Source organism: Bacillus sp. 0102A (genome assembly GCF_036765155.1).
Classification (GTDB): Bacteria; Bacillota; Bacilli; order Bacillales; family Bacillaceae; genus Bacillus; species Bacillus subtilis_G.
Window position 1 is genome coordinate 808,430 of record NZ_JBAIZW010000001.1, and the last position, 20,325, is coordinate 828,754.

The 20,325-nt window shown below is 44.9% G+C and carries 15 protein-coding genes, 20 tRNA genes and 1 pseudogene; 6 read left to right on the forward strand and 30 right to left on the reverse strand.

Annotation, left to right across the window (positions count from 1 at the left end; all coding sequences use genetic code 11):
• The first annotated feature begins 96 nt into the window (after positions 1-96).
• Positions 97-816, forward strand: a complete 720-nt coding sequence (locus tag V6D41_RS04405) for a yteA family sporulation protein (RefSeq protein WP_333517399.1) — start codon at positions 97-99, stop codon at positions 814-816.
• Positions 817-838: 22 nt separating this feature from the next.
• Here V6D41_RS04405 and V6D41_RS04410 read toward each other — a convergent pair whose 3' ends face one another.
• The gene (locus tag V6D41_RS04410; protein ID WP_148962439.1) at positions 839-1,642 is read right to left on the reverse strand and encodes a UTP--glucose-1-phosphate uridylyltransferase; all 804 of its coding nucleotides are present in this window, start codon (positions 1,640-1,642) and stop codon (positions 839-841) included.
• Between the two features lie 172 nt (positions 1,643-1,814).
• Here V6D41_RS04410 and V6D41_RS04415 point away from each other — a divergent pair, with 172 nt between their 5' ends.
• The 3 genes from V6D41_RS04415 to V6D41_RS04425 are packed head-to-tail and all read left to right on the forward strand — an operon-like array spanning position 1,815 to position 5,274.
• Positions 1,815-3,101, forward strand: coding sequence for a UDP-glucose dehydrogenase family protein (locus V6D41_RS04415; RefSeq protein ID WP_333517400.1), 1,287 nt, complete (start codon positions 1,815-1,817; stop codon positions 3,099-3,101).
• Positions 3,098-4,048, forward strand: coding sequence for an NAD-dependent epimerase/dehydratase family protein (locus tag V6D41_RS04420; RefSeq protein ID WP_333517401.1), 951 nt, complete (start codon positions 3,098-3,100; stop codon positions 4,046-4,048). The genes V6D41_RS04415 and V6D41_RS04420 overlap by 4 nt, the downstream gene beginning before the upstream one ends.
• Positions 4,049-4,050: 2 nt before the next feature.
• The gene (locus V6D41_RS04425) at positions 4,051-5,274 is read left to right on the forward strand and encodes a glycosyltransferase family 4 protein (RefSeq protein WP_333517402.1); all 1,224 of its coding nucleotides are present in this window, start codon (positions 4,051-4,053) and stop codon (positions 5,272-5,274) included.
• A gap of 74 nt (positions 5,275-5,348) precedes the next feature.
• Here the strand turns inward: V6D41_RS04425 and V6D41_RS04430 are convergent, their stop codons facing one another.
• The 3 genes from V6D41_RS04430 to cotSA are packed head-to-tail and all read right to left on the reverse strand — an operon-like array spanning position 5,349 to position 7,967.
• Positions 5,349-5,762 (reverse strand): hypothetical protein, encoded by a 414-nt coding sequence (locus V6D41_RS04430; RefSeq protein WP_333517403.1) that lies wholly within the window; start codon positions 5,760-5,762, stop codon positions 5,349-5,351.
• A 1-nt stretch (position 5,763) separates the two neighbouring features.
• Entirely contained in the window at positions 5,764-6,819 is a 1,056-nt protein-coding gene (gene cotS / locus V6D41_RS04435; RefSeq protein WP_333517404.1) for a spore coat putative kinase CotS, read from the reverse strand.
• A 14-nt stretch (positions 6,820-6,833) separates the two neighbouring features.
• Positions 6,834-7,967, reverse strand: a complete 1,134-nt coding sequence (gene cotSA / locus V6D41_RS04440; protein ID WP_148962445.1) for a spore coat protein CotSA — start codon at positions 7,965-7,967, stop codon at positions 6,834-6,836.
• Positions 7,968-8,155: 188 nt separating this feature from the next.
• Here cotSA and cotI point away from each other — a divergent pair, with 188 nt between their 5' ends.
• Together cotI and V6D41_RS04450 are read left to right on the forward strand one after the other, a co-directional pair.
• Positions 8,156-9,229 carry a spore coat kinase CotI gene (gene cotI / locus V6D41_RS04445; protein WP_333517405.1) on the forward strand — a complete coding sequence of 358 codons (1,074 nt, stop codon included), beginning with the start codon at positions 8,156-8,158 and terminating at the stop codon, positions 9,227-9,229.
• A gap of 98 nt (positions 9,230-9,327) precedes the next feature.
• Entirely contained in the window at positions 9,328-9,795 is a 468-nt protein-coding gene (locus tag V6D41_RS04450; protein WP_333517406.1) for a TspO/MBR family protein, read from the forward strand.
• A 30-nt stretch (positions 9,796-9,825) separates the two neighbouring features.
• Here V6D41_RS04450 and glgP read toward each other — a convergent pair whose 3' ends face one another.
• The 26 genes and pseudogenes from glgP to V6D41_RS04580 form a co-directional block, all read right to left on the reverse strand.
• Positions 9,826-12,222: a glycogen phosphorylase GlgP gene (gene glgP / locus V6D41_RS04455; RefSeq protein WP_333517407.1), complete on the reverse strand. Its 2,397-nt coding sequence runs from the start codon at positions 12,220-12,222 to the stop codon at positions 9,826-9,828.
• Positions 12,209-13,663 (reverse strand): glycogen synthase GlgA, encoded by a 1,455-nt coding sequence (gene glgA, locus V6D41_RS04460; RefSeq protein ID WP_333517408.1) that lies wholly within the window; start codon positions 13,661-13,663, stop codon positions 12,209-12,211. The genes glgP and glgA overlap by 14 nt, the downstream gene beginning before the upstream one ends.
• Positions 13,660-14,691 (reverse strand): glucose-1-phosphate adenylyltransferase subunit GlgD, encoded by a 1,032-nt coding sequence (glgD, locus tag V6D41_RS04465; RefSeq protein WP_148962450.1) that lies wholly within the window; start codon positions 14,689-14,691, stop codon positions 13,660-13,662. The genes glgA and glgD overlap by 4 nt, the downstream gene beginning before the upstream one ends.
• A gap of 22 nt (positions 14,692-14,713) precedes the next feature.
• On the reverse strand, positions 14,714-15,856 hold the full coding sequence (locus V6D41_RS04470) for a glucose-1-phosphate adenylyltransferase (RefSeq protein WP_333517409.1): 1,143 nt from the start codon (positions 15,854-15,856) through the stop codon (positions 14,714-14,716).
• Positions 15,853-17,736, reverse strand: coding sequence for a 1,4-alpha-glucan branching enzyme (glgB, locus tag V6D41_RS04475; RefSeq protein ID WP_333517410.1), 1,884 nt, complete (start codon positions 17,734-17,736; stop codon positions 15,853-15,855). The genes V6D41_RS04470 and glgB overlap by 4 nt, the downstream gene beginning before the upstream one ends.
• A gap of 323 nt (positions 17,737-18,059) precedes the next feature.
• A pseudogene (locus tag V6D41_RS04480) lies at positions 18,060-18,317 on the reverse strand (transposase); the annotation flags it as partial.
• Between the two features lie 159 nt (positions 18,318-18,476).
• Positions 18,477-18,548 (reverse strand) — tRNA-Glu (locus tag V6D41_RS04485).
• Between the two features lie 30 nt (positions 18,549-18,578).
• Positions 18,579-18,669: transfer RNA gene (locus V6D41_RS04490), tRNA-Ser, on the reverse strand.
• A gap of 3 nt (positions 18,670-18,672) precedes the next feature.
• Positions 18,673-18,747 (reverse strand) — tRNA-Asn (locus tag V6D41_RS04495).
• A gap of 10 nt (positions 18,748-18,757) precedes the next feature.
• Positions 18,758-18,834, reverse strand: a tRNA-Ile gene (locus tag V6D41_RS04500).
• A gap of 15 nt (positions 18,835-18,849) precedes the next feature.
• Positions 18,850-18,923: transfer RNA gene (locus V6D41_RS04505), tRNA-Gly, on the reverse strand.
• A gap of 10 nt (positions 18,924-18,933) precedes the next feature.
• A tRNA-His gene (locus V6D41_RS04510) sits at positions 18,934-19,009 on the reverse strand.
• A 21-nt stretch (positions 19,010-19,030) separates the two neighbouring features.
• Positions 19,031-19,106, reverse strand: a tRNA-Phe gene (locus V6D41_RS04515).
• Positions 19,107-19,121: 15 nt separating this feature from the next.
• Positions 19,122-19,198: transfer RNA gene (locus tag V6D41_RS04520), tRNA-Asp, on the reverse strand.
• A 6-nt stretch (positions 19,199-19,204) separates the two neighbouring features.
• A tRNA-Met gene (locus tag V6D41_RS04525) sits at positions 19,205-19,281 on the reverse strand.
• A gap of 17 nt (positions 19,282-19,298) precedes the next feature.
• Positions 19,299-19,391 (reverse strand) — tRNA-Ser (locus V6D41_RS04530).
• A 6-nt stretch (positions 19,392-19,397) separates the two neighbouring features.
• Positions 19,398-19,474 (reverse strand) — tRNA-Ile (locus V6D41_RS04535).
• Positions 19,475-19,476: 2 nt separating this feature from the next.
• Positions 19,477-19,553, reverse strand: a tRNA-Met gene (locus V6D41_RS04540).
• Between the two features lie 20 nt (positions 19,554-19,573).
• Positions 19,574-19,646, reverse strand: a tRNA-Ala gene (locus V6D41_RS04545).
• 5 nt (positions 19,647-19,651) lie between these two features.
• Positions 19,652-19,728, reverse strand: a tRNA-Pro gene (locus V6D41_RS04550).
• 15 nt (positions 19,729-19,743) lie between these two features.
• A tRNA-Arg gene (locus V6D41_RS04555) sits at positions 19,744-19,820 on the reverse strand.
• Between the two features lie 9 nt (positions 19,821-19,829).
• A tRNA-Leu gene (locus V6D41_RS04560) sits at positions 19,830-19,915 on the reverse strand.
• A gap of 14 nt (positions 19,916-19,929) precedes the next feature.
• Positions 19,930-20,004: transfer RNA gene (locus tag V6D41_RS04565), tRNA-Gly, on the reverse strand.
• An 8-nt stretch (positions 20,005-20,012) separates the two neighbouring features.
• A tRNA-Leu gene (locus tag V6D41_RS04570) sits at positions 20,013-20,096 on the reverse strand.
• 10 nt (positions 20,097-20,106) lie between these two features.
• Positions 20,107-20,182, reverse strand: a tRNA-Lys gene (locus tag V6D41_RS04575).
• Positions 20,183-20,219: 37 nt separating this feature from the next.
• A tRNA-Thr gene (locus V6D41_RS04580) sits at positions 20,220-20,295 on the reverse strand.
• Positions 20,296-20,325: the final 30 nt, after the last annotated feature.

Here is a 20,325-nt window from a genome sequence, read left to right on the forward strand (position 1 = left end):
GAAATCTCCTAGATTCCTCCACCCGTCATTTATGAAAGTTCTCAGGCGATCTGTTCATACTAAAGGTATGCATCACAGAGAAACGAGGCGATTACAATGCTTACAAAAGACCAGCTTCAGCATTTGAAACATGAACTGGAACAAACAAAAGAGGATATCTTAAACCGTTTCAAAGACAATGACCATTTTCAGCTCAATTCAGCCTTTCCATATGATTCAATGGGGGAACTTTCGGCTTATGACAACCACCCCGGAGATCATGCAACCGAACTTTATGAGCGTGAAAAAGACATCGCTCTCGATTTGCATGAACGAGAGCATCTTCGGGACATTGAGCATTCATTGGAGGCAATAGAAAACGGCACATACGGAATTTGTGAAGTCAGCGGAAAGGAAATTCCATACGAACGTCTTGAAGCGCTTCCGACCGCCACGACGCTCGCAGAGTATTCGTCACAAGATATCATTTCTAAAGACCGTCCGATCGAAGAAGAAACACCTTTCGGGCAATTTGAATTTGACGATGATGAAGAAATCAGAGCGCCATATGACAGTGAAGATTCTTACCAAGACGTCGAAAAATACGGAAATTCATCAACACCGCAGGATATGGAAAACCCGCCACTCAGCTATGATGATATGACGATGAATGCCGAAGAAAATATCGGCAATACAGAGTCGTACGAAAATTTCATCGCTACAGATATCACAGGCAAAGAAATTACCGTTTATCAAAGCAGGGCCCATGAGCGTTATGAGGAAGAACTCGACGAAGAGGGAATCATGACAACATTCGGCGATCTCCACGCTGATTGAACCCCCTGTTATGGGGGTTCTTTTACGTTTTCAGCATATCGGTGATCAGCTTCAGATAATCCTTTTGCAGTCCGATGTCATACCGTTTGCCCTCCAGCATTTTTCCGTAAACGCTCGATATCCCGAGTGAAGATTTAATCGCATCCGTTATCTGCACTTCTCCTCCGGCATCAGCTTCCAATGTCTCCAGCTTATCAAAAATATCAGGTGTGAAAATATAACGCCCTGCTGCGGCAAAATGAGATGGCGGGTTTTGTTTAGGCTTTTCCACAATATCCTGAATGCGATAAAGCCCTTTTTCAACAGACTCCCCTTTTATCACACCGTAATGGTGCAAATCCTCCGTTTTTGTTTCTTTTAAACCGATCACACTGCACTGATATTTCGTATACGCCTCAATCAGCTGCCCCAGGGCCGGCTGATTAGCGGAGAAGATCAGATCATCCGGCAAAACGACGGCAAACGGCTCTTCGCCTGCAAATTGCTTTCCAAAAGAAATCGCGTCGCCAAGACCTTTTGCATAAGGCTGACGCACATAATGAATGCGTATATCCGGAACCGGATGTTCGCTGAGTAAATGCAATTTGTGCCGGGAGGCGAGAAAAGCTTCAAGCGCTAAAGAAGAATCAAAATAATCGACAATCAGATTTTTATGGCTCGATACAACCATCAAAATATCTTCAATGCCTGACTCCTTAAGCTCTTCCACAATATAATGAATGACGGGCTTAGATCCTACCGGAAACATTTCTTTCGGAATTACCTTCGTCACCGGCAGATTCCTCGTTCCGAATCCGCCGGCAGGAATGATTGCTTTTTTTATCATGTTATTTTCCCCTCAGCTCATGTTTATTACATGATATTCCAAGACCGCACCCAGATGTTTGTACACCTGAAATTAGGCAGATGCAACTGGGCTGAAAACGGAATCACGAACCAGCCCTTTTTTAATAGGATATTGATATATGACCAGTAATCTTGTAAAGGAGCTCAGGGTGATGAAAATTTGCGTGGTTGGCGCCGGATATGTCGGTTTAACCCTATCAGCGGCACTGGCATCCATCGGACATGACATGATATGCACAGACAAAGATGTCAAAAAAATCGAGCAGCTGAAAAATGGAGACATTCCCTTTTACGAGCCTGGGCTTTCAGATGCAGTACATCATTGCGATAATCTCTCGTTTTCTTCCGAAGTGAAATTAAGCATGGAGGAATGTCCCGTCATTTTTATCGCAGTCGGAACCCCTCCGCGCTCGGACGGATCAGCAAATACGAAAGCGCTGCAGTCCGTTATCAGCGATTTGAGCCAGACGATCCGATCGTATAAAACCATCATTACAAAAAGCACTGTTCCCCCCGGGACAAATGAAAACATAGCAAAACAGCTGATTGCCTCCGGCGTTTCAGCAAATTCATTTAACATCGTATCCAATCCGGAGTTTCTGCGGGAAGGCAGCGCCTTGCATGACATGCTGTATCCTGACAAAACAGTTATCGGTATTCAGAAAGGAGATCACGTATCGGCAGCAATCGTCAAATCCATTTACAAACACATTGACACCCCTTATATCATCACAAGTTTAGCAGGAGCAGAGCTGATCAAATATGCCAATAACTTCTTTTTAGCAGCAAAAATTTCGTTCATTAATGAAATGGCCCGCATATGTGAAGCCTACCAATCAGATATCTCAGATATTTCCCGCGCTATCGGACTTGACCCGAGAATCGGGGGGCACTTTTTGCAGGCCGGCATTGGATACGGCGGCTCTTGCTTTCCAAAGGATCTGCAGGCGCTGCAATTCGCTGCCTTTGAAAAAAACACGGAGACCTACCTGCTTCAAGCCGTTCAGCACATCAATGACACCCAGCTCGGCCTGTATGTCAAAAAAATAAAATCTTTCTTCGATACACTTCACGGCAAAAAAGCGGCTATACTCGGCATTTCCTTCAAACCGCATACCGATGACATTAGGAATTCTCAAGCCGTCAGGCTGATGGAAAGGCTGACAGATCTGGGATGTCATGTCCATGCTTATGACCCTGAAGCTGTTCTACCAGAACATTTGCGGCAACATGTGACCCAGCATTCTCAAGCTTTTGACGCGATAGAAGAAAGTGACTTTTTATTTTTGGCCACAGAATGGCCCGAGTTTTTAGCGATTGATTGGAAAAAGGCCGCAGGCACCATGAAAGGGCGTCTGGTGATCGACGGGCGCAACGTATTGAAAAAAGAATCTCTGGAGGCTTGCGGTCTGATCTGCACGGGGGTTGGCCGCCCATGAAAATACTCGTCACAGGAGCAGCGGGATTTATCGGCTCCCACCTCTGCGAAGAATTGCTGAGGGATGAAACACATAACGTTATCGGAATCGACGACTTTATCGGACCGACTCCATTTTCCTTAAAATTAAGAAACCTTGATGCCCTGCTGCCAGAAAAACGATTTACGTTCATAAAGGAAAATCTGCTGACAGCAGATCTTTCTCCCTTGCTGGAAGATGTGAATGTCATCTTTCATTTGGCAGCCATACCGGGTGTCCGTTCAAGCTGGGGCGATCATTTTCACCCATATGCCGCACATAATATCCAAGCGCTCCAAAGGCTCCTTGAGGCATGCCGAAAACATCCCGTTCAAGCGTTCGTCTTTGCTTCCACCTCTTCCGTCTATGGCGAAAAACAAGGGAAAGTCAGTGAAGATGCGGCGCTTTATCCTTTATCTCCGTACGGGGTAACAAAGCTAACGGGAGAAAAGCTTTGCCATGTATATCAACAAAGCTTCGGCATTCCAATTGTGATTCTCCGTTTCTTTACCGTATATGGGCCGAGACAGCGGCCGGACATGGCATTTCACCGGCTCATCAAACAGCACCTTCTGAAAAAGCCGCTCACCATCTTCGGTGACGGACAGCAGTCAAGAGATTTCACCTATATCAGCGACTGTGTCAAAGGCATCACCGCTGTTCTTGGGAACCCCCATCTTATTGGTGAAACAGTGAATATCGGCGGCAGAGAACGTGCCTCAGTCTTAAAGGTTGTTTCCCTCATTGAAGACATTTCCGGTAAAAAAGCAACACTACACTTCTCGGACAAAATAGCAGGGGAACCAAGCAAAACGTGGGCGGATATTTCAAAAGCAAAACAGCTCTTGCAATACGATCCCGCCACATCCTTAAACGATGGTTTGGCTAACGAAATCGCCTATTTATCGTCGCTGTATCAGGGGGAATGAAAATGAAACTTGCCTTTATCTGTACAGAAAAGCTGCCGGCGCCAGCGGTACGCGGCGGCGCTATTCAAATGATGATTGACGGTGTCACGCCTTATTTCAGCAGCCGATACGATCTGACCATTTTTTCAATAGAAGATCCATCACTTCCAAAAAGAGAAACGAAAGACGGCGTACAGTATATCCATTTGCCAAAAGAGCATTACCGCGAGGCGGTAGCCGAAGAGCTGCGGGCCTCTTCCTTTGATCTAATCCATGTGTTTAACAGGCCTTTAAATGTCTCTTTATATAAAAAAGCTTCACCAAGCAGCATGATTGTTTTGAGCCTGCATAACGAAATGTTTTCTGAAAAAAAGATGACCTTCGCGCAAGGAAAAGAAGTACTCGACAATGTCACCATGATCACAACCGTCAGCGAATTTATTAAACAAACGGTCATTGATCGCTTCCCGGAAGCCGAGGACATCACAAAAGTCGTATATTCCGGCGTTGATATTCGCTCCTATCCGCCTGTCTGGACGATGAAAGGTTCGGCTGTCAGAGAAACATACAGGAAAAAGTACGACATTGAGGATAAAAAAGTTATTTTATTCGCCGGCCGTTTAAGCCCAACCAAAGGGCCCCACCTTCTCATTCACAGCATGAAACGGATTTTGCAGCAGCATCCCGACGCTGTGCTGGTCATAGCAGGCGGAAAGTGGTTCAGCGATGACGGCGAAAACCAATATGTAACCTATCTGCGCAAGCTGGCGCTGCCATACAGAGAACACGTGATCTTTACGAAATTCATTCCGGCAGACGACATTCCAAACCTCTTTCTGATGGCGGATGTATTCGTGTGCAGCTCTCAATGGAATGAACCCCTGGCCCGTGTGAATTATGAAGCAATGGCCGCCGGCACCCCCTTAATTACCACAAATCGTGGCGGAAACGGAGAAGTCGTAAAACACGAAGTCAACGGACTTGTCATCGACAGCTATAACAAACCTTCTGCATTTGCGAAAGCAATTGACAGAGCCTTTACAGATCAACAATTAATGAATAAAATCACAAAAAACGGCCGGCAACGTGTAGAATCTTTATTTACCTTTACCCATGCTGCCAAACGGCTCAATGCTGTTTATCAATCCGTTCTGACACCGGAAAACAAACAATTTCCGCCGCCTCTTCTGACGAAAAACCTTGATTTATCATTTATAAATCAGCTTTTTGTGAAAGCAAAATCATAATACCTACAGCTCGTGTTGCAGATACGGGCTGTTTTTTTGCTGCAGGGACGCATAAAAAAGGCATAAATGTGATTTTATGCCTTGCGCTTTACAGTTTGAGAAATCCATGGAGCTGGTGCGGATTTACTTGGAAGAACGATGATTTCCACATTAGCTTCTTCCGCTGATTCTTCATCCTCTTCTTCAATTGGAGACGCTGATCGTTTAGAATCACGCTCCTCATCAAGCTCTCCAATGGTTTTCAAATTCGTCTTTTCATCATCCATGACTTTGTGGTTTGTTTCCATTTCCTTTGTTTCTTCTTGAGAATCTCTCGGTGCAGTGATGTTAGGGAGCTCTCGGATCCTGCCCGCAGCCAAATGCTTCTCTTCTTCATTGTCAGCCGAGATTTTGTCATGAGCCTGCCATCCCATCGATCCAGGCGGTGTAAATACGAATTGGTCGAGATCGAGTTTAGAAATGGAGGCTTTTTGTCTCGATGACCTCATGTCAATTCGCCTCCCAATACGCTTTTATTTTTTTATACAGTACCGGCAGTTTATCCAAAAACGCGTCTTTAGATTCTTCAACGGAAATCATATTTTGCAGCGCCCAGTTGTACTTCTCATCTGACCATGTTTTCTTTTGCTTCAAATAATATTTATGGCCGATTGCACAGAACAAATGCGGAAACGCCAGATCAATCCATAGCACTTCGTACTGTTTTTCTGTGAGCGGATACACTGCATCATAGGCTGCAAGCAGCGCAATCATGAAATCCGCATCCCATACAGAAAGCTTAACCATGACTTTATTCAGCAAAATGCGCAGATCTCTTGACGGTAAATCGTACGTAATCGAGTGAAGCTCCTTTAAAAAAGGCTCCCCGTCTACCTCAGTTAACCGCGCCAATGTAAAATCCTGAAAACAGAATCCGCCATGTTCATGCGTTTCTTTCGTCCAGTTTTCATACTCTGACTCATCAAGTGCTTGCAGTGCTTCTTTACCTCTGGCCAGCATTTTATCAGCATGTTTTAAGAAAGTTTGCGAAAATATGTCTTCAGGATAAGAGGCCGCGATCTGCATATTCCCTTCTAATTCCTGAAGCTTCCAGCGATACAATTTATGCCATTTTCCGAGCCTGCTTCTTTTCTTGCTTTCATCTGTGCAAACATATCCTTTTGACGCATGATGAAAATGGCCGGCAAATGACATGACTTTTTTCATTTGCTCTGCATCATAGTAAATCATTTCTTTACCTGTCACTTTGTCATATAAACTGTAAGAGACCCGATCCGTGCCTAAGCAGCTCCCGCCATTTTTTGTTTGATGAATCGGCGCTACCGGCAGCCCTTTCTCCTGTAAATGGGCATGTGCCTGAGTGATAAAAAGCATTCGCTCCGGCTTCATCTGCGCTTCTTTTAATAGCTTTGGGCCTTGATCAGTTTGTATCTCCCAGATTTTGCGCCCGCTTTTGTTTGATTTTAGTGCCACATGTTCGAAATGGAACGGATAATAGCTGAGAATATCGGACACAATCTGTTCTTCATGCTCTTTTTGGTACACTCTGTTCACCCCTTCTATCTGTTTCTTTCATACACACTGAGCAGATTTTCCGCCACCCTCTGCCAGCCGAATTGGCTTTCTGCCTCACGGCGGCTGTATTTCCCAAGCCGTTCGCGTTTTTCAGAACTGCTGAGCAAATCATTGATATGTTGGGCATATTGTTTAGGATTTTCAAAGTCATGAATGATATAGCCGTTTTTCCCTTCTTCTATGACTTCTGGATTGCCTCCTCGATTGCTTGTGATAATAGGCAGTCCAGCGGCCATCGCTTCATAATGCACCCTCGCTAAAGGCTCCTGCCATTGCGAAGAGCACACAAATACATCTGACATGGTATAAAGGCGCGGGATGTCCTTTGGCTTCACAAATTGAATAAATGTGACATGATCCTTTTGCATCGCACCGAGTGTATGAAGATGTTTGACATAGTTATTTAATTCATTATCTCCGAACCATTTTGACCCGATAAACACCATCATGACATCGGGATGCTCCTCGATAATGTCCGGCAAAGCCTGCAATAAAATGTGCGGGCCTTTGACTTTGCTGAGCCGGCCGACAAACAGGGCGATTTTTTTGCCGTGAAGATCCAGCTCGCTTCGCATATCATCACGAGCCCGCTGCCCTTCTTTCGTCCAGCGGGGATGGTACGCTTTCAAGTCCACACCGGAATACACGGTTTTTGTTTTTGATCGTGCTGACGGAAAACGGCTTGTGATCGTCCGGCCGATATAATCGCTGACCGTAACAATCTGCGCTACAGAATCAATGCAAATCTCGCCTTCTGTCTGGCTGATTTTATCGTAAGCGAACATTTCATTGTGAACGCTTAAAATAAAAACAGCGTCTGGCGCCTTTTTCTTCAGTTTCTGCACCCAGCTTGGGCGATTACAAACATGCACAAGATCAAAACGGCTCTTTTTCAGCTCTTCCCCAACAGCTTCTTCATAACGGTCTTCATCCAAGTGCACATAATGGACTCCGTCTGCCGTCTCTCTATCAGCAAGATTCGGATCTTTAATCGAAAACACCGTCACCTCATGTTTTTTGGCAATCAAAGGGGCAACCGCTTCTAGGTAGATTTGAATGGCGCCTCCTCGAACCGAGGGGACAGGAAGCTTCTCTGTGGCGATCAGTGCTATTTTCATACATAGCCTCCATTCCTGCATGTTTTTTAACTAGTTAAAATCATGATACGGCTGAACAACCAACTTGTGCGGAATAGGACTGCCCCAAAAACAAAACGGGTAAACAACCATATTCTTTTATACATATAGTCAAATATCTCAATCACTTTTTTCATTTGATTCATAAGGTAGGAGTAAAACAAGTAAGGATGTGTCCTTTAATGGCAGAAAACCAAGAAGTCATGGAGGAGGGGAATTCATCAGAGCTTCCTTTATCAGCAGAAGATGAAAGAAAATTAACGGAGCTGGCTGAAAATGTGCTTCAAGGATGGGATGTTCAGGCTGAAAAAGTAGACGTCATTCAGGGTAACCAGATGGCGCTTGTGTGGAAGGTTCACACAGGATCCGGTGCGGTTTGTCTGAAACGAATACACAGGCCCGAAAAGAAAGCCTTGTTTTCCATTTTCGCACAGGACTATTTAGCAAAAAAAGGCATGAATGTTCCCGGCATACTCCCAAACAAAAAAGGCAGCCTATATTCCAAGCATGGCTCCTTTCTATTTGTCGTATATGACTGGATCGAAGGAAGGCCGTTTGAGCTGACTGTAAAGCAGGATTTGGAGTTTATCATGAAAGGCCTTGCTGATTTTCACACAGCTTCCGTCGGGTATCAGCCGCCAAATGGCGTTCCCGTATTTACGAAATTAGGGCGCTGGCCGAATCACTACACAAAACGGTGCAAACAAATGGAAACGTGGAAGCTGATGGCGCAGATGGAAAAAGAAGATCCTTTCTCACTGCTTTATCTTCAGGAAATAGACAGCTTTATTGAAGACGGATTGCGCATCAAAGACCGGCTTTTGCAATCGTCCTATGTTCCATGGACTGAACAGCTGAAAAAAAGCCCTAACCTCTGCCACCAGGATTACGGAACAGGAAATACACTCTTAGGGGAAAATGAACAGATTTGGGTTATCGACTTAGATACCGTATCATTTGATCTGCCTATTCGAGATTTGCGCAAAATGATTATCCCGCTTTTGGATACGACAGGCGTTTGGGATGAAGAAACATTTCATGTCATGCTGAACGCTTACGAATCCAGAACCCCATTAACTGATCAACAAAAACAAGTCATGTTTATTGATATGCTTTTTCCTTATGAGCTTTACGATGTCATTCGCGAAAAATACGTCCGCAAGTCCGCTTTGCCAAAGGAAGAGTTAGAGTCCGCGTTTGAATATGAACGCATTAAAGCAAACGCATTGCAGCAGCTAATTTAAAATAATCATTCCCCCTGCATATCGGGGGTTTGATCTTTATAAGATAAAGGGTAAGGATAAGTACAAATGTAAAATAAATACATACGGAGGTTGCAAATATGAAGAAAATTCTCGGCGCCATAGCGGTTTTTGTGATTACGTACGCGCTGTTTTCAGCCGCAGGCTACCTGTTTCCAATTGACCAAGAATGGTACAATTCACTAAAAAAACCGGACTGGACGCCACCCGGCTCTGCGATCGGCATCATTTGGGCCATCCTGTTTGCGCTGATCTCCCTTTCAGCTGCCCTTGTGTATGCCGCGTTTTCATTTAAAGACGCGAAAAACTTTTGGTTTATGCTTTTGATTAATTATGTGCTTAATCAGGCATTCAGCTATTTTCAGTTTACGCAAAAGAACCTGCTGGCTGCATCGATTGACTGCCTGCTTGTCGCCATTACAGCATTGATATTAATGATCATAGCTAAAAAATACAGCAGAGCCGCAAGCTATCTTCTGCTGCCTTATTTTTTATGGAGTGCATTTGCGACGTTCTTATCCTTTACAATCTATTCAATGAACCTGTGAACCAAAAAAGCCGCTCTTACAGCGGCTTTTTCACATCATCGGCTGGATTCCCCAAATATCTTTCGCATATTCCCGGATCGTGCGGTCACTGGAAAAATAACCTGAATGGGCAATGTTTACAATCGAACGCTCAGACCATTTCCGCCGATCGCGATAATCAGCTTGAATACGCTCCTGCGCATCCGCATATGAGCTGAAATCCTTGAGCACAAAATACTCATCATTATGCGGAAGCAGAGAGTCATAGATCGATTCAAATTCATCTGCTTCCCCTTCAAAAAAACCATTAATCAGCTGATCCGCCACCTGTCTGATTCTGCGGTCATGCTGATAATATTCCCTCGATCTATAGCCGCCGTTTTCCTGATACGATAGAACGTCATCCGCCTTTAAACCGAATGTGTAAATACAATCTGATCCCACCCGCTCAAGAATCTCAATATTTGCGCCGTCATGTGTGCCGATCGTCAAAGCGCCGTTCATCATGAACTTCATATTTCCTGTACCAGACGCTTCCTTGCTTGCGGTTGAAATCTGTTCACTTACATCTGACGCGGGAAAAATCCGCTCAGCCATAGAAACTCTGTAATTTTCCAAAAAAACAACCTTAATCAGCTGTTTGACTGCCGGGTCATAGTTAACCTTTTCTGCGACAGAATGGATCAGCTTAATGATTTTCTTGGCATAATGATAGCTTGGTGAAGCCTTTGCCCCAAAAATAAAGGTTTGCGGATAGATAGAAAATCCCGAGTCCTCCTTTAGACGGTTATACAAATACATAATATGAAAAACATTCAGCAGCTGCCGTTTGTATGCATGAAGCCGTTTCACCTGTACGTCGAATATGCTGTCAGGGTTCACAGCCACCCCAGCCGTACAAAAAATCAAATCAGCAAGCTCTTGTTTTTTCCTGCTTTTGTTGTTTTGAAACTGCTCAATAAACGCGGGATCTGAGGCGTACGGTTCTAAGCGGATCAGTGATTCCGGCCGTTTTACCCATTCATTGCCGATCGCCTCCGTGATGACAGCAGACAGATCTGGATTCGCTTTTAGAAGCCAGCGTCTGTGGGCAATTCCATTCGTTTTATTGTTAAAACGATTCGGGAACAGCAAATGAAAGTCGCGCATCTCCCTTTCCTTTAAAATATCAGAATGGATTTTGGCAACGCCGTTTACACTGTAGCTGCCCACTATGGCCAGATGAGCCATTTTGACAACACCATGCGCCGTAATCGCCATGTCCTCTATCCTTTTCCATTCTCCGGGATACTTTTCCCAAACCGCACGGCAAAACCTTTCATTGATTTCTTCAATAATCATATACATTCGCGGCAGCAGCGGCTTAAACAAATGAATCGGCCATTTCTCAAGCGCTTCTGACAATGTCGTGTGATTTGTATAAGAAATCGTATGTACGGTGATATGCCAGGCCTCTTCCCAGCTCATGTTCTCCTCATCAAGTAAAATCCGCATCAGCTCAGGCACCGCAAGCGCAGGATGGGTGTCATTAATATGAATGCTTACTTTTTTATGCAGGCCGGACATAGATTTATTCGTTTTGCGGTAATTGTTCACAATGCTTTTTAAGCTTGCGCATACTAAAAAATACTGCTGCTTCAGCCGTAAAATTTTCCCCTCGTCATGGGTGTCATCAGGATATAAAAATTCTGAAACGGCTTCTGTTTCCCGCTTATAAGACAAAATATTGCCGCCATGATAATGCGCATAGGGCTCGGCATTCCATAGCCTCAATGTATTGACGGTCCCCGTTTCATAGCCGATAATCGGAATATCATAAGGAACAGCGGTAACGATTGTAGCTTGTTCATGCCGAAAATGCAGACGCCCGTTTTTTTCTGTCACATGCACCTCGCCCCAAAACGGCACGTCAACAGCCTGATCCGCATTTCTTACTTCCCATACGTTTCCGTTTTTCAGCCATTGTTCAGGCAGCTCCACTTGATGCCCGTCTACAATTTTTTGCTCAAACAAGCCGTGCTTATAACGAATGCCCATCCCGTGTCCCGGCAAGTTCAACGAAGCGAGAGAATCTAAAAAGCAAGCGGCCAAGCGCCCAAGCCCGCCGTTGCCCAGACCTGCATCGCTCTCTATCTGAAGGATCTCCTCTAAATTGATGCAGATATCCTTCAAGCCTGCTTCTACCACATCACGAACGCCAAGATTCATTAAATTTTGTTCAAGGAGCTGACCGAGAAGAAATTCGATTGACAAATAATATGTCTGCTTTCCGGAATTGGACCTGCTCTTTTCATTCGTCTGGATCCACTCAGCGCTGATATACTCTCTGACCATATTGCCCAACGTTTTATATTGGTCCAGCTTGGCAGAGTCTCTAAAGCTTTTTCCGCACGTCATTTCCAGACGCTTTAAAAATAAGGCTGCAAATCGTTCTTTACTCGAGAACATCCCGTCCACTCCTTGTCACATGCTCAAAAATGCGCTGATACTCTTTGGCTGACTGCTCCCAGCTGTAATCTGCGTTCATTGCGGTCTTCATGAGGCTCTTCCATACATCCTTTTGGCGATAAAACGACAGCGCCCTCTCAATCGTATATTTCAGATCATGCGCATTGAAGGCGGAAAACGTAAAGCCATTGCCCGTTCCCTCTTCCTCCTGATAGGAACGGACAGTGTCGTAAAGACCGCCCGTCTCCCTGACGATCGGAATGGCGCCATATTGGAGAGCAATCAGCTGACCCAAGCCGCACGGCTCAAATTTCGACGGCATCAAAAACAAATCAGAGCCCGCATAAATTTGGTGGGCAAGCGGCTCGTCAAACCCAATATACGCTCGGCACTTCTCATAAAAAGCAAATTCTACATACCGGAAATAGTCTTCAAATTCACGTTCCCCTGTACCCAGCACAATCAGCTGTATGTCCTGCTCCTCAAGGAGTTCGTGCATAATCCTGCACACAAGATCAAGTCCCTTTTGCTTAGTGAGCCTTGTCACCATACTGATCAGCGGAGTATCGTTTCGCTCTGGAAGCCCCATCCGCCGCTGAAGCTTCGTTTTATTTTCTTCCTTGCATGCAAGATGCTCCGAATCGTAATGTACAGCTATATAAGGATCGCTCTTCGGCTGATAGAAAGAATCATCAATGCCGTTTAAAATGCCGGTTACATCATTTTCCCTATATCGCAAAACCTGATCCAGCTGTTCACCGTAATAAGGCGTCAATATTTCATTTCTGTAAGTCGGGCTTACAGTTGTCACATGATCAGCCGCAATGATGCCCGCCTTCATAAAATTAACGAATCCGTTGCATTCTAACTTTTCATAATGAAAATGATCCATCTCAAGCCCTAGCAAGTCATGTGTGACATCAGGCGGAAAAATGCCCTGAAACTGCAGGTTGTGGATCGTGAGCACACTTTTCATCTGTTCATAAAAAGGATGTTTCCCGTATTCCTCTTTCAGCAAATAATTGACCATCGCTGTATGCCAGTCGTGAGTATGAACAATATCGGCTTGAATATTTACCGCTTCGACGGCCTCCAGCACAGCTCTAGAAAAAAAAGCAAAGCGTTCACCGTCATCATCATACCCGTACAACGAATCCCTGTTAAAATAATATTCATTGTCAATGAAATAATAATTCACATCATCTGCGGCCATATGTTCAATTCCGCAATATTGCTGACGCCAGCCAACGGCTACCGTACACTCAGCCGCTTTTCTCATGCGCTTTTTCCAGCGTTCAGGTATTTGGCTGTACTTCGGCAATATCACAGCTACTTCATTGCCTAATCGCGCAAGTGCCTTTGGCAGAGCGCCGGCTACATCGGCAAGACCTCCTGATTTAACAAACGGGGCGCATTCAGCTACAGCAAACAATATCTTCAAGAATTCATCAGCTCTCCTTGCACCAAACCTTTTCTTAATACAAGCGGCTGCTCGGCTGTTCCCGCAGCCTCAGTCGAATTGCCGATTTTAACGTCCTTATCAGAAATAACCTGCTCAAGCAGACACTCCTCGCCAATCTGCGTTTTTTGCATAATAATGCAGTTTTTTAGCTTCGTTCCCTTTCCGACATGAATCCCCCTGAACAATATGCAGTTTTCAATCTCTCCTTCAAGCACACAGCCATTTGCCACCAAGGAGTTTTTAACAGTGCTGTGTTTTCCGTATTTCGTCGGCGGCTCATCCTTCACTTTTGTATAGATCGGCTGCTGCGGCAAAAACACCTGCTGCCAAAACCGAGGCTGAATGAGCTCCATACTGTGGGTATAATACTTTTCTACCGAATCAATGACTGCAGCATAACCTGAATATTCATAAGGGCAAATGGTCAAGGCGGCTGATTCTTTTTCAACAGCCTCCTGAATGGTTTTATAGCCTTTTTCACGATGTCCATAGATCAGATCCTTCAAAAGCGTTGTAGACATGATATAGATTTGCAGCGACTGGCCGTCCTGGAATACCTCTGTGATGTCGCAGCCAACCTCCTGATGGCGTTTCAGCACAAATTGAAATTGAATGTTGCATACGGTATGACTGTTGGAGATGACAGCATATTGCTGTGTGCTTCTGTGGAAGTAATCAAGATGGTCTGAAAACTGACGGAAAGAACCGAATTCATCATATTCTTGATGAAGGTGGGGCGACGGAAAAAAAAAGAGGCCATCCTTTTTTCGATGCAAATCCCATTCCTTACCCGCTCCAAGATGATCCATAAGCGAACGGTAGCGATACTTCGGAAAAATCGCGACACTCCTAATATCCGCATTTACCATGTTGGAGAGCATAAAATCGATCAGACGGTACCTGCCGGCAAAAGGGATTGCCCCCAGCGACCGCTGTGCCGTTAAATCCTGAAGAGAATGCTTATATGTGGTTTCATCTATAACACCTAACATTTGATTATTAAACACTGACTCTGCCCCCTCTTCAGTATTAGATCCATTCTTTTTCTACAAATTCCCCGGAAACGAGCAGCACCTCCTGAATGTCTTTTTCAGACTGAATCACTGCACCATCCGGAAGCACCAGACCATTAGGAACAATGGCATTTTCAATCACTACATGCTCGCCAATCGTCACATCCGGCATAATGACCGACGATGTGACAGTCGCATGCTTACCGACAGTAACACCTTGAAAAAGAACGGAATGCGTCACATTTCCATACACAACACACCCTTCATTCACAAGCGAATCATGAACCTGTGCGTCAGATGAAATAAATTGCGGAGGCTGATTCGGATTGACGGAGTAAATTTTCCATTTCCGTTCAAAAAGCTTCAGCTCCGAGTCCTCTTGTAACAAATCCATATTGGCTTCCCACAAGCTCTGCACTGTTCCGACATCCTTCCAATATCCTTTGAACGGATAAGCAGATAGCTTCTTTTTCTCCTCTAAAAGCAGAGGAATAATGTCTTTGCCGAAGTCGTGGCTTGAATAAAGATTTCGGTCGTCCATCTCAAGATACTGTTTTAAAAGCGGCCAATTGAATATATAAATTCCCATTGAGGCAAGATTGCTCTTAGGGAATTTGGGCTTTTCATCAAAATGTGTGATCGTCCCATCTGCATTGGTCTTCATGATACCGAACCGGCTTGCTTCCTCCCAGCCCACTTCGATGACAGAGATCGTTACATCCGCTTTCTTTTCAATGTGAAAATCAAGCATTTTGCCGTAGTCCATTTTATAGATGTGATCTCCTGATAAAATCAGCACATACTCAGGATCATACTGATTCAAATAATTGAGATTTTCATAAATGGCGCTTGCTGTCCCTTTATACCATTTGACTTCTGATGACTCGGCATAAGGGGGTAAAACCGTCACGCCGCCATTATGTCTGTCAAGGTCCCACGCACTGCCGATTCCAATATAGGAATTCAGCTCAAGCGGCTGATATTGTGTTAAAATTCCGACTGTGTCTATGCCTGAATTGGAACAGTTGCTGAGGGTAAAATCAATAATCCTGTATTTTCCCCCGAAAGATACAGCCGGTTTGGCCATATTTTTTGTTAATCCGCTGAGACGGCTGCCCTTCCCGCCGGCAAGGAGCATGGCTACACATTGTTTTTTCATCTTTTTATCTCTCCTCTTTTTTTAACCGCCCGTAAAATCGAAATGCCGTAAGGGGGAATGGTCATCGTGATATAACCCGGTTTATGATGTAAAGCTCCCTTTTTGGACGCTAACGGCTTTTTGTTAATTTGTCCTGAGCCTCCATATGCTTCACTGTCGCTATTCAGCACTTCGATGTATTGGGTAAGAAAAGGAACTCCAACATCATATTGATGATAGACCGCGGGTGAAAAATTACAAATGATGACAAGCGCCTCACCGTGCCTTTTGCCATATCGAATAAAAGAAAAAATCGATTGTTGGTCATTATGGACATCAATCCATTCAAATGACTGTGCACGATGATCATGTTCATAAAGGATTTTGCTTTTTTGATAAAAACGGAGAAGATCTTGCGTAAAAACGCTGGCTTTCCGATGCATGGGGAAGGAGTCCAAAAACCAATCAAGCTGCTCTGTGTCTTTCCATTCATCAAATTGGGCAAATTCTGTTCCCATAAAAATCAATTTCTTTCCGGGATGAACCGTCATATAACCGAGCAAAAGCCGATACTGGGCAAGTTTCTGCCAATAGTCGCCAGGCATTTTATTAAGAATTGATTTTTTTCCGTAAACGACTTCATCATGAGAAAATGGCAATACAAAATGTTCACTAAACGCATACAGTAATGAAAAAGAAATAAGCTGATGACAATACCGCCGTTCTTCTGGCGGCGTCTCCATGTATTTCAGTACGTCATTCATCCAGCCCATATTCCATTTAAAATGAAAACCGAGCCCCCCTTCCTCAGCAGTACCTGTCACTTGAGGCCATTCCGTTGAATCTTCCGCAATCATCATGACATGCGGATATGCCTCTCTCATCGTTTGATTGAGTTTTTTTAAAAACCCAACAGCATATGGATTCGTGTGGCGTTCATCCTGATTTGGCCAATACAGGATATTAGCCACTGCATCAACCCTAAATCCATCTATATGATAGAGTTCCGCCCAGTACAACGCATTAGAAATTAAAAAACTATGAACTTCCGGTTTTCCCAAGTCAAAGTTTGCCGTTCCCCATAGCCAGTTCTCCCGATCACGTTCATCTTGATATTCATAAAGAGGCCCTCCATCAAACATATAAAGGCCATGTGCATCTTTACAAAAATGTCCGGGGACCCAATCCAGAATGACTCCGATGTTTTCTTGATGGCATTCATCGACAAACCTCATCAAATCATGAGGCGTGCCAAACCTGCTTGTCGGGCTGTAGTACCCCGTTCCTTGGTATCCCCAGGAACGATCATAGGGGTGTTCATATACCGGGAGCAGTTCGATATGGGTAAACCCATGCTTTTTGATATAAGGAATAAGCGACTGACTTAAATCTTTATAAGAGTAATGCCTGCCATCAGAATGTTTCTTCCAAGAACCGAGATGAAGTTCATAAATAAAAAGTGGTTTCTCATATAGCGTCTTGACCTTTTGTTTCTTTTGCCATTTTTGATCTTGCCATCTGTATCCTGCCAGATCGTAAGTCAGTGACGCTGTATGAGGCCGGACTTCTGAATAAAAGGCGTATGGATCTGCTTTCAGCCTGATCTCACCGCTATGAGTCACGATTTCATACTTATATCGTTCCTGTTCTGCCAATCCCGCAATAAATAATGTCCAAATGCCGTTATCGTTCACTCTATGCATCACATGCTGTTCTCCTGACCAGCTGTTAAAATCCCCAGCTACTCGAACTTCTGACGCATGAGGCGCCCACACACAGAATTCATATCCGCTTTGGCCATTCAGCTCACGATAATGCGAGCCAAATAGCTGATAGCTTCTAAACAGACTGCCTTCGTGATAAAGATAAACATCATGTGTTGTCGGGCTGGCAGCGGTCATGTAATCATCCTTTCTGACATCATAGTTTTTATATATAGTATTTATTCGAAGAAATAAAAAAAAGCCCTTTCATGAAAGCGCTTATACTTATTGACATTTAAATTCATTTTCTGAAGAAAAACGAAATATATGGAGATTTTTGTTGCTTTTTTATAGAATAAAGTATGAAATCTATCATGAATTATATAAAATAATGACCACCCGTGATAACGGGTGGTTTTCTCTGCGGTTGAAAGCCTTTGTTACTGACCAAACCCTAAAGGGCTTCTGAATGGTTCGCCTTATGTACTACTTCTGCTGGCCAGACCTCAAAGCCCTTCTCCCTATTTTCTTTTCTTTTTCTTGACCTCTTCACCTGTGAATGGATCGACATATTCCATCATTGTTAATTGTTCTGCCACGATATCATCTTGTATCTGATTTCGTATATATTCATCTATTACCTTTTTGTTTCCCCCAACCGTATCTACATAATATCCAGGAACACCAAAATTTCCGGTTCCCATATCTGTATTTCACATTTGCGTGACGATCAAATTTCATTAAACTTCTTTTCCTTTCAAATATCCTACGAAATAACTCCTCCGTATGCTCATATTTTGGTTGGCGAACCAAAAATATTTAGCACCTCGGAGGAGTATTTTTTTATACCACGCTGGAAGCTTTTTGGAACCTCAGGCCTAGCCGAGGGTTTTCTTTTCCACAATAAAAAACCTTGCAGAATATGCAAGGTTTTTGGATGACCCGTACGGGATTCGAACCCGTGTTACCGCCGTGAAAGGGCGGTGTCTTAACCGCTTGACCAACGGGCCGATGATTGAGAACTTCTAACTGTAATCATATGGCGGAGAAGGAGGGATTTGAACCCTCGCGCCGCTTACACGACCTACACCCTTAGCAGGGGCGCCTCTTCAGCCACTTGAGTACTTCTCCATTTGGCTCCACAGGCAGGATTCGAACCTGCGACCGATCGGTTAACAGCCGATAGCTCTACCACTGAGCTACTGTGGAATATAAATCATGGTGGGCCTGAATGGACTCGAACCATCGACCTCACGCTTATCAGGCGTGCGCTCTAACCAGCTGAGCTACAGGCCCATGACAATATAGAAATGGAGCGGGTGATGGGAATCGAACCCACGACATCAGCTTGGAAGGCTGAGGTTTTACCACTAAACTACACCCGCAATTTTTATTTGGGGCGATTGATGGGAATCGAACCCACGAATGCCAGAGCCACAATCTGGTGCGTTAACCACTTCGCCACAACCGCCAAAACATATATATTGATAAATGGTGGCTCGGGACGGAATCGAACCGCCGACACACGGATTTTCAGTCCGTTGCTCTACCAACTGAGCTACCGAGCCTAAGTATTATTTAAATGGCGGTCCGGACGGGACTCGAACCCGCGACCTCCTGCGTGACAGGCAGGCATTCTAACCAACTGAACTACCGGACCATTTTTTGGTTGCGGGGGCAGGATTTGAACCTGCGACCTTCGGGTTATGAGCCCGACGAGCTACCGAACTGCTCCACCCCGCGATGATTAAGAATATATATGGCGGAGGAAGAGGGATTCGAACCCCCGCGGGCTTTGACACCCCTGTCGGTTTTCAAGACCGATCCCTTCAGCCAGACTTGGGTATTCCTCCGTATAGTGGTGGACCTTGTAGGACTCGAACCTACGACCGGACGGTTATGAGCCGTCTGCTCTAACCAACTGAGCTAAAGGTCCATTGGTAGCGGCGGAGGGGATCGAACCCCCGACCTCACGGGTATGAACCGTACGCTCTAGCCAGCTGAGCTACACCGCCAAATATTTATTAAAACCAAGTGGAGCCTAGCGGGATCGAACCGCTGACCTCCTGCGTGCAAAGCAGGCGCTCTCCCAGCTGAGCTAAGGCCCCAAGAATGGTCGGGAAGACAGGATTCGAACCTGCGACCCCATGGTCCCAAACCATGTGCTCTACCAAGCTGAGCTACTTCCCGATTTCATGTATATCATGGCGCGCCCGAGAGGAGTCGAACCCCTAACCTTTTGATCCGTAGTCAAACGCTCTATCCAATTGAGCTACGGGCGCAAAACTTAATGCCGAGGGCCGGACTTGAACCGGCACGGTAGTCACCTACCGCAGGATTTTAAGTCCTGTGTGTCTGCCAATTCCACCACCCCGGCGTGAATGGTATAGTTGGAGCGGAAGACGGGATTCGAACCCGCGACCCCCACCTTGGCAAGGTGGTGTTCTACCACTGAACTACTTCCGCAGAAATGATGCGGATGAAGGGACTTGAACCCCCACGTCTGTAAAGACACTAGAGCCTGATTCTAGCGCGTCTGCCAATTCCGCCACATCCGCAAGATGTAAATGGTGAGCCATGAAGGACTCGAACCTTCGACCCTCTGATTAAAAGTCAGATGCTCTACCAACTGAGCTAATGGCTCTTCTTACAAGAGACTTGAATATTATATCATATAAAAGTGGTGCCGGCAAGAGGACTTGAACCCCCAACCTACTGATTACAAGTCAGTTGCTCTACCAATTGAGCTACACCGGCATATATGTAAAACCGATATGTATAATGAAG